This is a genomic window from Promicromonospora sp. NPDC057138 (assembly GCF_042670845.1).
In the GTDB taxonomy this organism is placed as follows: Bacteria; Actinomycetota; Actinomycetes; order Actinomycetales; family Cellulomonadaceae; genus Promicromonospora.
This window is the reverse complement of record NZ_JBHUUX010000105.1, coordinates 1-11,189: the sequence shown is the minus strand read 5'-3', so window position 1 is coordinate 11,189 and position 11,189 is coordinate 1. Positions and strand designations below refer to the sequence as shown.

10 protein-coding genes are annotated in these 11,189 nt (G+C 74.6%); 9 read left to right on the top strand and 1 reads right to left on the bottom strand.

The features are described 5' to 3' along the window. Window positions 1-120 precede the first annotated feature (120 nt). The gene (locus ACFT2C_RS28125) at window positions 121-1,695 is read right to left on the bottom strand and encodes a hypothetical protein (RefSeq protein WP_377210403.1); all 1,575 of its coding nucleotides are present in this window, start codon (window positions 1,693-1,695) and stop codon (window positions 121-123) included. On the opposite strand from ACFT2C_RS28125, the gene ACFT2C_RS28120 reads away from it, so the two are divergent. The 9 genes from ACFT2C_RS28120 to ACFT2C_RS28080 form a co-directional block, all read left to right on the top strand. Continuing rightward, on the top strand, window positions 1,660-2,745 hold the full coding sequence (locus ACFT2C_RS28120; protein WP_377210402.1) for a hypothetical protein: 1,086 nt from the start codon (window positions 1,660-1,662) through the stop codon (window positions 2,743-2,745). The genes ACFT2C_RS28125 and ACFT2C_RS28120 overlap by 36 nt on opposite strands. Continuing rightward, complete coding sequence (locus ACFT2C_RS28115; RefSeq protein ID WP_377210401.1) at window positions 2,742-3,755, top strand: HAD-IIA family hydrolase; 1,014 nt, start codon at window positions 2,742-2,744, stop codon at window positions 3,753-3,755. The genes ACFT2C_RS28120 and ACFT2C_RS28115 overlap by 4 nt, the downstream gene beginning before the upstream one ends. Before the next feature lie 209 nt (window positions 3,756-3,964). Continuing rightward, window positions 3,965-4,141, top strand: coding sequence for a hypothetical protein (locus ACFT2C_RS28110; protein ID WP_377210400.1), 177 nt, complete (start codon window positions 3,965-3,967; stop codon window positions 4,139-4,141). Window positions 4,142-4,152: 11 nt separating this feature from the next. After that, window positions 4,153-5,127 carry a TlyA family RNA methyltransferase gene (locus ACFT2C_RS28105; protein WP_377210399.1) on the top strand — a complete coding sequence of 325 codons (975 nt, stop codon included), beginning with the start codon at window positions 4,153-4,155 and terminating at the stop codon, window positions 5,125-5,127. Next, a complete protein-coding gene (locus ACFT2C_RS28100; RefSeq protein WP_377210398.1) occupies window positions 5,124-6,065 on the top strand; it encodes an NAD kinase in 942 nt (313 codons plus the stop codon). Before ACFT2C_RS28105 ends, ACFT2C_RS28100 begins: the two co-directional genes overlap by 4 nt. Before the next feature lie 8 nt (window positions 6,066-6,073). Further along, window positions 6,074-7,828, top strand: a complete 1,755-nt coding sequence (gene recN / locus ACFT2C_RS28095; protein ID WP_377210397.1) for a DNA repair protein RecN — start codon at window positions 6,074-6,076, stop codon at window positions 7,826-7,828. A gap of 5 nt (window positions 7,829-7,833) precedes the next feature. Then, entirely contained in the window at window positions 7,834-9,069 is a 1,236-nt protein-coding gene (gene steA / locus ACFT2C_RS28090) for a putative cytokinetic ring protein SteA (RefSeq protein ID WP_377210396.1), read from the top strand. 88 nt (window positions 9,070-9,157) lie between these two features. Continuing rightward, window positions 9,158-10,120, top strand: a complete 963-nt coding sequence (locus ACFT2C_RS28085) for a copper transporter (protein ID WP_377210395.1) — start codon at window positions 9,158-9,160, stop codon at window positions 10,118-10,120. Between the two features lie 132 nt (window positions 10,121-10,252). After that, the coding region (locus ACFT2C_RS28080; protein ID WP_377210394.1) for a hypothetical protein at window positions 10,253-11,189 on the top strand (937 nt) is incomplete at its 3' end.

Sequence of the window (11,189 nt, the reverse complement as noted above, 5' to 3'; positions counted from 1 at the left end):
CCTCGAGATCGGTCAATCAATTGACCGATCTCGAGGCAACCGACCGAACTCATTTCCGGCGGAGTGCGTGCGACCGATCTCGGTGCAGGCGCTGTGACGCGGTCGCCGTGGACGGACACGTCACAGCACCTCGACCCCAGCGGATGCCTGCTCACGTGGGAGAATGAGCGGGCATCTGTCATCGAAGGGAACACCGTGAACGAAACGCCCCGTGACCAGGGGAACGACCGCGAGGGCGACCGCCGCGGCGAGCGCAAGGGCGGCAGTCGCAACGAGGGCCGGGGGCCGCGTCGCGACGACCGCGGCGGAGAGCGCGGTGGTGACCGGGGCCGTCGGCATGACGGCCCGCGCGGTGGCGACGCTTCCCGGCGCGACGACGACCGTCCGCGCCGGCCGTACGAGGACCGCGGGGCCGACCGCCCGCGCCGCGATGACCGCGGCGCCGGCCGTCCCCGCCAGGACGACCGGGGCGCCGGGGACCGCGCGCCCCGCCGCAACGATGACGACCGTCCCCGTCGTTCCTACGGGGACCGGGACAACCGTTCCTACGGGGACCGGGACAACCGCGGTGGCCGCGACGACCGCGGCGCACGCACCGACCGCCCGTACCGCGGGAACGACGGCGACCGCCCGCGCCGGCCGTACGAGGAGCGGGACAACCGCGGCGGCGACCGCCCGGTGCATCGCGACGGCGGCCGTCCCGTGCGTCGCGAGCACGACCGCCCGGCGCGCCGGGAGGACGACCGCCCCGCACGTCGTGACGACGGACCGCGCCGGAGCTTCGACCGCGACGACCGTCCGCGTCGTTCGTTCGGTGACCGTGACGACCGCCCGCGGCGCAGCTTTGAGGACCGCGGCGCGAGCCGTCCGGCACGTCGGGACGACGACCGCCCCGCACGTCGGGACGACGACCGTCCGCGCCGCTCGTTCGAGGACCGGGGTGGTGACCGTCCGGTGCGTCGCGACGACCGCCCGTTCCGTCGCGACGACCGCGGCACCGACCGCCCGTTCCAGCGCAACGACGACGAGCGGCCCCGCCGTTCGTTCGGCGACCGGGACGACCGCCCGCGGAGCACCGAGGACGACCGCCCGCGGCGCGACGACCGGGGTGCCGATCGCCCGTTCCGCCGCAGCGACGACGATCGCCCGCGCCGTCCCTCTGGCGACCGTGACGATCGCGGTGCCCGGGACAGCCGTGGCCGCGACGACCGCGGGGCTCGTCCGTTCCGCGGGAACGACAGCGACCGGCCGCGTCGTGACGACCGTTCGCGTGGCGACGACCGCGGCAGCGACCGCCCCCGCCGTTCCTTCGAGGATCGTGGCAGCGACCGCCCGGCGCGCCGCGACGACCGGAGCTCCGACCGTCCCGCACGCCGCGGCGACGACGCGCCGCGCCGTTCGTTCGGTGACCGGGACGACCGGGGCGCTCGGGACAGCCGGGGTCGCGACGACCGCGGGGCACGCACCGTCCGCGGCGCCGGCGGCGACCGTCCGCGCCGGGACGATCGCGGCGGCGACCGTCGCTCGTTCGGTGACCGCGACGACCGTCCGCGTCAGGACGTTCGGGAGGAGCGCGCGCCCCGCGCCCCGGAGCCGGAGATCGCCGAGGACGCCAGCTTCAGCCAGCTCGACCGCGACGTGCGCGCGCGCCTGCGGGGGTTGAGCAAGGACCACGCCGAGTACGTCGGGCTGCACCTGGTGATGGCGGGCCGGCTGCTCGACGTCGACCCGGAGCGTGCCTACGAGCACACCCAGGCGGCGGTGCGCGGCGCGGGCCGGATCGACATCGTGCGCGAGGCCGCGGGGCTCGCCGCGTACCACACCAACCGCTTCGCGGAGGCGCTGCGCGAGCTGCGTACCGTGCGCCGGCTGAACGGCTCGTCGGAGCACCTGCCGATCATGGCCGACGCCGAGCGCGGCCTAGGCAGGCCGGAGCGCGCACTGGCGCTCGCGGCGTCGGAGGAGGCCGCGTCGCTCGACGCGACCGGGCGCGTCGAGCTCGCCATAGTGGCGAGCGGCGCCCGTTCCGACCTGGGCGAGCACGAGGCAGCCCTGGCCGTGCTCGACAAGGTCGCGGCGGAGGACGCCAAGGGCGACCTCGGCCTGCGCGTGCTGCAGGCGCGTGCCGTGGCGCTCGAGGCCGCGGGCCGGGCCGACGAGGCGGCGGCTCTGCTCGCCACCGTCGACAGCAAGGCGCTCGAGCGGGCCATCGGCGCCGAGGCTCCTGACGAGGACATCACGGTGTTCGACGTCGAGGAGGACGCGGCGCTCGCCGAGGAGGAGTACGTCGCCGATCACCCGGAGGAGTTCGCGAAGGACGAGTCGGACCAAGACCAGTCGGACGAGGACGAGCCGGACGATGAGCTCGATGAGGACGCCGACGAGCACGAGGAGTCTGCTGACTCCGGCGACTCGTCCGGCTCCGCTGACTCGTCGGATTCCGCGGACTCCGCCGACTCTGCTGACTCGCCGGACTCCGCCGATTCGGCCGACGAGGACGACGAGGACGAGGACGACGAGCCGGAGGAGGGCGCCGACTCCGACGAGCCGGAAGAGGGCAACCAGCCCGACGAGGCCGCCGAGACCGTCACCGAGTCCGGCAGCGGGTCCGTCGACCAGGACGAGCCCGAGGCGGACGCCGTCGACGAGCCGAGCGACCCTGAGTCGGACGAGGAGTCCGCTGAGGAGCCGGCCACCGAGCCCGCCGAGGGCGACCGGTCCGACGTCGGGCAGGAGAAGGCGTGAGGGCGGTCGCCGGCCTGCTGGCGAGCGACGCCCCGCTCGCCACGGCGTACGATCTGGCGCTCGTCGACCTGGACGGCGTGGCGTACAAGGGGCATCTGCCGATCGAGCATGCGGCCGACAGCCTGGCCGCCGCGCGGTCGGGCGGGATGCGGCTGGTGTTCGTGACGAACAACGCGTCGCGCGAGCCGGAGGATGTCGCTGGGCAGCTCACGGGCCTGGACATCCCGACGGACCCGGACGAGGTGATGACCGCGGCCCAGGCGTGCGCCGCGCTGCTCACCACGCGGCTGGACCCGGGGGCGAAGGTGCTGGTCGTGGGCGGCAAGGGCCTGGTTACGGCCGTGCGGTCGGCTGGCTTCACCGTGGTGGAGTCGGCGGACGACGACCCGGACGCCGTCGCGCAGGGCTACGCGCCCGAGGTGGGCTGGACCCAGCTCGCCGAGGCCGCCTACGCGGTGGGCCGCGGCGCCTGGCACGTGGCGAGCAACCTGGATCTGTCGCTCCCGACGGCGCGGGGCTTCGCCCCGGGGAACGGCGCGCTGGTCGGTGCCGTGCGGTCTGCCACGGGCGTCACGCCCGACAGCGCGGGCAAGCCGTCGCCCACCATGTACCGGCTGGCGGTCGAGCGGGCCGAGGCGAGCCGGCCGCTGGTGATCGGCGACCGGCTCGACACGGACCTCGCGGGCGCGCGTGGCGGCGGTTATCCGGGGCTGCATGTGCTGACGGGCGTCTCGACGGCGCGCGACGCCGTGCTCGCCGTGCCGGGGGAGCGCCCGTCGTACCTGGGCGCCGACCTCCGCGCGCTCCTGGAGCCGCACCCGGTGCCTGTCCTCGCCGACGGCTGGTACGTCTGCGGCGCGGCGGCCGCCCAGGTGACCGACGGCGAGCTGCGGCTCGACGGCTCGGGGATCGACCTGGTCCGTGCCGCCTGCGCCGCGGCGTGGTCCGCCGTCGACGTCGGCGAGCCCCTGGCGGTTGACACGGTCCCGGCCCTGACGGTCTCCCCCTGAGGCCCGCGCCGGCCCAGTGATTCGCGCGATATCGGTGCGATCTTTCGGGCCGGATCGCTGGGCGGGCGGAGCTCGGCGGAGCGGGGGCGGGTCCACCGGGGCTCTGTCGGAGGCGGCGGGTACCGTGTGTGGCAGCAGGCAGACGGCTCGAGGTAGGCGCGACAGGCAGCCGACGGGCACGGACGAGCACAGTGGAGCGTTGACGCACGATGGACGAGTTCTACGACACCGAGGGACCTTCGAGCGGCCCGGCCGATCCCGACGCGGGCGTCCGGGACGCCCTGGACGCGCTCGACGGGCTCGACGACCTGCCCCCGGCCGACCACGTCGCCCGGTTCGAGGCAGTGCACGACGCCCTGCGGGCGCACCTGAGCGGTGACGCCTGACGGTGGTGACGATGACAGCGAGCGCGCGGGTGGACGCTGAGCTGGTCCGCCGTGGGCTGGCCAGGTCGCGGCGGCATGCCGCGGAGCTCGTCGCGTCCGGCCGGGTGCGGATCGCGGGCCGGGCGGTTGCCAAGCCGTCGTCGGCGGTGGCCGACGGCGAGGACGTGTCCGTGGCGCCCGGGCCCGATCTCGAGCACGAGTTCGCGTCCCGCGCCGGACTCAAGCTGGCCGGAGCGCTGGACGCGCTGGCCCGCGTGCCGGGCGGGCCGCGGATCGAGGGCGCGTTCTGCGCCGATCTCGGCGCGTCCACGGGCGGCTTCACCGACGTGCTCCTGCGCCGGGGCGCGGCCCACGTGGTCGCGGTCGATGTGGGGCATGACCAGCTCGTCCCGGCGCTGCGTGCCGACGACCGGGTAACGGTCGTCGAGGGTCGCAACGTCCGCGACCTGACGCCGTCCGACCTCACGCGGCCGCCCGACCTCGTGGTCGCCGACCTCTCGTTCATCTCGCTGACCGTGGTGCTGCCCGCCGTGGCGGGCGTGCTGCGGCCGGGGTCGCAGGCGCTGCTCATGGTCAAGCCGCAGTTCGAGGTCGGGCGCGAGCGGCTGGGCAGCGGCGGCGTGGTACGCGACCCCGCGCTGCACGCCGACGCGGTGCGGGCCGTGGTGCGGGCAGCGGAACGCGCGGGCCTGCGGGCGCGCGCGGTGGTGCCGAGCCCGCTGCCCGGCCCGAGCGGCAACCGCGAGTTCTTCGTGTGGCTGGTCCCCGGCGCCGACCGGGCCTACGGGCACGACCAGGCGGTGGCGGACGCCGTCGCCGCGGCAGTGGCCTGGGACCCGGCGCGGGGCGAGCCCGCGAACCGGCCCGGCCACCCTCCGGAGCCGCCGGCCGTCGTCGTGCGGGACGGGTGGGGCGACGGGCAGGACGTCCAGCGGGACGGGCAGGACATCCAGCAGGCCGACGAGCAGAAGGAGCGGAAGCCGTGACCAGGCGCGTCTTGATCGTGACCCATGGCGGACGCCCGCAGGCGGTCACGGCGCTGGCCGAGGCCCTGCGCGAGCTGAAGGCGGCTGGCTTCGAGTACACGCTGCACGACGACGCGCTGGCCGAGGAGTTCGGCGACCACATGGCCGCCAACCGCGTCCGCGAGGGCGTGCACCGGGCGGAGGCGGTGATCGTGCTCGGCGGTGACGGCACCATCCTGCGTGCGGCGGAGCTGACCCGGGGCACCGACGTGCCGCTGCTCGGCGTGAACCTGGGGCACGTCGGCTTCCTCGCGGAGTCGGAGCGGGAGGACCTGCGGGCCGCCGTGCATCGGCTCGCGGCCCGCGACTACGAGGTCGAGGAGCGCGCGACGGTTGACGTCACCGTGCACCTGCCCGGCACGGCGGAGCCGGTGGTCGGCTGGGCGCTGAACGAGGCGACCGTCGAGAAGGCCACCCGGGACCGCATGCTCGAGGTGGCGATCGGGGTGGACGGCCGTCCGCTGCTCTCGTTCGGCTGCGACGGTGTGATCATGTCCACGGCCACGGGGTCGACGGCGCACGCCTTCTCGGGCGGCGGCCCGGTGATCTGGCCCGACGTCGACGCCGTGCTCATGGTGCCGCTGTCGGCGCACGCCCTGTTCGCGCGGCCGCTCGTGATCGGCCCGAAGTCGCGGTACACGGTCGACGTGCTGCCGCAGTCGACCGTCGAGGGCGTGCTGACCTGCGACGGGCGGCGGGAGATCCGGTTGCCCCGCGGCTCTCGCGTCATCGTGCGCCAGGGCGGTACCGTGCGGCTCGCACGGCTGTCGAACGCGCCGTTCGCGGACCGCCTCGTGTCGAAGTTCAATCTTCCCGTATCGGGCTGGCGGGACCGTGTCGGGTCGGGGAACGCCGAGGCGCAGGATGTACCTTCTGCGGAGACAAACCCAGAGAATTGAGGAGTCAGGTGCTCGAGGAGATCGCTATCGAGAACCTGGGCGTCATCCGCTCGGCCCGGGTACCCCTGTCCGACGGCCTGACCGTCATCACGGGTGAGACCGGCGCCGGCAAGACGATGGTGCTCACGGGCCTCAACCTGCTCATGGGCGCCAAGGCGGACCCGCAGTCGGTGCGCCCCGGCGCGTCGTCGTCGGCGGTCGAGGGCCGGGTGCGGGTCTCGGGCCGCGACGCGGTGCTGAGCCGGGTCTCCGATGCGGGCGGCGAGGTGGAGGACGACGGCACTGTCGTGATCCTGCGCACCATCGCCGACGGCCGCTCGCGCGCTCACCTGGGCGGCCGCGCGGTGCCGCAGGGCGTGCTCGCGGAGATCGCCGAGGACCTGTTCACCGTGCACGGCCAGGCCGACCAGCTGCGGCTGCGCACGTCGGCCAAGCAGCGCGACGCCCTGGACACCTTCGTGGGCCCGGCGCACCAGCGCGTACTGGGCTCCTACCGCGCGGCATGGAGCGAGCGCGGCGGCCTGCTGACCGAGATCGCGGACCTCGAGGCGCGCGGCGCCGAGCGGGCGCGCGAGGTCGAGCTGCTGCGCATCGGCCTGGAGGAGATCGAGCGGGTGGACCCGGTCACGGGCGAGGACGCCGAGCTGCAGGCCCTGATCGAGCGCCTGTCCAACGCGGAGGGCCTGCGCACCGCAGCGACCGAGGCGCACGAGGCCGTGGCCGGCGAGGACGCCGACGGCGCCCGGGAGAACGCGATAGCCCTGGTGGAGCGCGCGCGGCGGGCGCTGGACTCCGCCGCCCACTCCGACGCGGAGCTCGGCGCGCTCGCCACCCGGTTCGCGGAGGTCGGCTACCTGCTGTCCGACGTCGCCACCGACGTCGCCGCGTACGTGGACAACCTGCAGGCGGACCCGGCCGGGCTGGAGACCGCCCACAACCGGATGGCGGAGCTGAACGCCCTGACCCGCTCTTACGGCGAGACCATCGATGACGTGCTGCAGTGGGCGAGCGACGCGGGCCTGCGCCTGCTCGACCTGGACGACGGCGGCGACCGGCTCGCCTCCATGCGCGACCGCGTGACGGAGCTGGACGGAGAGCTGGGCCGGCTGGCCGAGATCCTGACCGCCGAGCGCACCCGGGGCGCGTCCCAGCTCGCCGACGCCGTGACGAACGAGCTGCACGGCCTCGCGATGGGCGGCGCCCACCTCGTGGTCTCGGTGGAACCGCTCGAGCAGCCGGGCCCGTTCGGCGCCGACCAGGTGACCTTCCTGCTCGTGCCGCACCCGGGGGCGCCGGAGCGGCCGCTCGGCAAGGGCGCGTCCGGCGGCGAGCTCTCCCGCGTGATGCTCGCGCTGGAGGTCGCGCTGGCGACGTCGGGCGGTGCCGCGGCGGAGCGCACCGCGGACACCCCGCGCAGCACGTTCGTGTTCGACGAGGTCGACGCCGGGGTGGGCGGCCGGGCCGCCGTCGAGGTGGGCCGCCGTCTGGCGCAGCTCGGTCGTAGCACGCAGGTGGTCGTCGTGACCCACCTGGCCCAGGTCGCGGCGTTCGCAGACGCGCACCTCGTGGTCACCAAGAGCTCGGACGGCGACGGCGCCACGCAGGGTGAAGATGACGGAATGATCACGGTTACGGGCGTGCGGGAGGTCACCGCTGACGCGCGGGTGCGGGAACTGGCGCGCATGCTGTCCGGCCAGGACGACTCGGAGACGGCACGGACCCACGCGCTGGAGCTCCTGGAATCCTCGGTCGTGGGACGATAGGCCGGATGAAGCTGACCTCCCGACCCGAGAAGCGCGCTGAGAAGCGCGCTGAGAAGAGCGCTGAGAAGAGCGCCGCCGCGCAGTCCTTGGCACTGACGCAGGCCGCCGTGCACGGCCCTGCCCGGATCGGGGCGCGCACCAAGGAGCTCACGTCCCGGCTCAGCCACGGCGACGTCGCGGTGATCGACCACGTCGACATCGACCGCGTGGCCGCGGACGCGCTCGTTTCCGCCGGGCCCGTCGCGGTGCTGAACGCAGCGCCGTCGACCTCGGGCCGGTACCCCAACACGGGCCCGAACATCCTGGTCGAGGCCGGCATCGTCCTGGTGGACGACCTCGGCCCGGCGATCATGGCGGTCGGCGAGCGCGCCGAGCTCGAGATCGTGGGCGGGGAGATCATCGTCGACGGCGCGGTCGTGGCCAAAGGCACGTACCAGACGCCGCAGACGATCGCCGCGAACATGGCGACCGCCCGCGAGGGGCTGTCGGCCGAGATCGAGCGGTTCGCCGAGAACACCATGACCTACCTGCGCCGCGAGCGGGACCTCCTGCTCGACGGCGTCGGCGTGCCCGACATCCGCACCTCCATCGAGGGCCGCCACGTGCTGATCGTGGTGCGCGGATACCACTACCGGGAGGACCTGGCGCTGCTGCGGTCCTACATCCGGGAGAACCGGCCGGTCCTGATCGGCGTGGACGGCGGCGCGGACGCGATCATCGACGCGGGCTGGCAGCCCGACATGATCGTCGGCGACATGGACTCCGTCTCCGACCGGGCGCTGGCCTGCGGCGCGGAGATCGTCGTGCACGCCTACCGCGACGGCAAGGCCCCCGGGCTGGAGCGCGTGAAGGCGCTCGGCGTAGAGCCCGTGGTGTTCCCCGCCACGGGGACCAGCGAGGACATCACCATGCTCCTGGCCGACGACAAGGGCGCCGAGCTCATCGTCGCCGTCGGCACGCACGCCACGCTCGTCGAGTTCCTCGACAAGGGGCGCGCGGGCATGGCCTCGACCTTCCTCACCCGGCTGCGGGTCGGCGGCAAGCTCGTGGACGCCAAGGGCGTGTCGCGCCTGTACCGCACGCGGATCTCGAACACCCAGCTCACGCTGCTGTCGAGCGCGGGCGTCGCGGCGGTGCTCGCGGCGCTGGCGTCGACGTCGGCGGGCCAGACCTTCTTCGGACTGATGGGGGCACGCCTCGACGACGTCGTGTCCTCGATCGGTAACCTCTTCGGCGGCTGACCGGCCCGGACCTAGCTCCTGGACCTCTGCCGCCCCGACCTGATGCCGGGCTGATCGCCCGGAACATGCTTAAGGACTCTTCCCTACCGTGATCGACTTCCGATACCACCTCGTCTCGCTCATCTCCGTCTTCCTCGCCCTCGCCGTCGGCATCATCCTCGGTGCCGGCCCCCTGCAGGGAGCGATCGGGGAGACCCTGACGGAGCAGGTGGACGCGCTGCGCGCCGAGCGCACCGAGCTGCGCACCGAGCTGGACGCCACGCAGGGCGCCCTCGACGGCGACGAGCGGTACATCGAGGCGGTGGGCACGCAGCTCGTCACCGGATCGCTCCAGGGCAACCGCGTGGCGGTCGTGCTGCTCGGCGAGGTCCCCGAGGACGTCCACGACGGCGTGCTGAACCAGCTCGACTCGGCCGGCGCGAACGTCGTGTCCCAGTCCGTGCTCACGGAGGCCTGGACCGACAGCGCCGAGGAGTCGTCGCGCGAGACCGTCGCCGACGGCCTGCGCGCGGGCCTCGGCGCGGCGGCGCCCGAGGGCGACGACCCGAGCGCGACGCTCGGCGCGGCGCTCGCCCTCGCGCTGACCGGCAGCGAGGGCGGTGACGGCGGGGCGGTCCGCAGCTCGCAGGCGACCGACCTGGAGGCGCAGCTGGAGCGATTCGGCTTCGTCGAGCCGGGCGACGACGACCAGACCGAGCCCGCGCAGGCACTCGTGCTGCTCGTGGGCTCGGCCGGGCAGCCGCAGGAGACCGCGGACGGCACCACCGAGGAGACGGAGCCGACCCCGGACGTGTGGACCGCCGTGACCCGCGCTGCGCAGCAGGTCTCCGGAGCCGCTGTGCTCGCCGGGCCGACCGACGAGCCCGGCGACACGGTGCAGGCAGTGCGGGACGACGAGGAGATCGCCGCCGAGGTCAGCACGGTGAGCGGCGTCGACCGGATCGTGGGCCGCATCAACGTGCCGCTCGCGGTCGCCGCGCGGCTGGAGGGCGTCGTCGGGCAGTACGGCCTCGAGGACGACGCGACCGGAGTCCTGCCGCCCGTCGGCTGAGCCGGAGGTGCAGCGCAGGGTGTGGGCCGAGGAACGAGGCACGCGCCCGGAGCGGAACCGCAGGCTCAGCCGATATAAGTAGAGGCTGATGCAGAACCGACCCGAACAACCGACACAGACCGAGGGGTAGCCATGGGTGCAGGCAGGTTCATCGTCGCTGGCATCGTCGCCGGAGTCGCGACGGCGTTCGCGCGCCGCAAGCTCGACGAGAAGGTGGCGCAGGGCGGCCTCGGCGGCCCGTCGACGTGGACGCGGACCAACCACCGCGGCGAACCGATCAGCCTGCTGGAGGGCCCCGCGGTCGCGGCGGGCCTGGTGGCGGGCGCGGCCGTCGGGGGCGGCAACGCTCCCGGGGCGACGGCGTTCGCGACGGCCGCCGCCGGCGGGTTCGGCCTGGTCGACGACCTCGCCGAGGACACCTCCGTGCGCACCAAGGGCCTGCGGGGCCACCTCGGCGCGCTCAAGGAGGGCCGCCTGACCACCGGCGGGCTCAAGGTGCTCGGCATCTCGGGCTCCGCGCTCGTGGCGGCGGCGGTGGGCACCCGGCGCACGGGCGGCGCGTTCGGGCACCTTGTCGACGTCGGCCTCAACGGCGCCCTCATCGGGGGCACCGCGAACCTGATCAACCTCTTCGACCTGCGGCCCGGCCGAGCCCTCAAGGCGGGCGCGGCGGCGAGCCTCCCGTTCGTGCTCGGTGGCGCCGGCGCCACCGGGGCCGTCCTGGGCGCCGCGGCCGCGGCCGCCCCCGGAGACCTCGGGGAGAAGGACATGCTGGGCGACGGCGGCGCCAACGCCCTCGGCGCCCTGGTCGGCAGCCAGATCGCGTTCGGTGCGCCCCGTGCGGTGCGGTGGGCGGCGCTCGCGGGCGTCGTCGGGCTCATGCTGGCGTCGGAGAAGGTCAGCTTCTCGAAGGTCATCGCCGGGAACGAGTGGCTGAACAAGGTCGACATGCTCGGCCGGCGTCCGGCCCCGGTAGTCGACGCGGAGCCGGTGGCCGAGCCCGAGCCGGTGGTCGAGGCGGAGCCGGTGGTCGAGCCTGTCGAGACCGGGGACGAGGTCTCGACAGGCT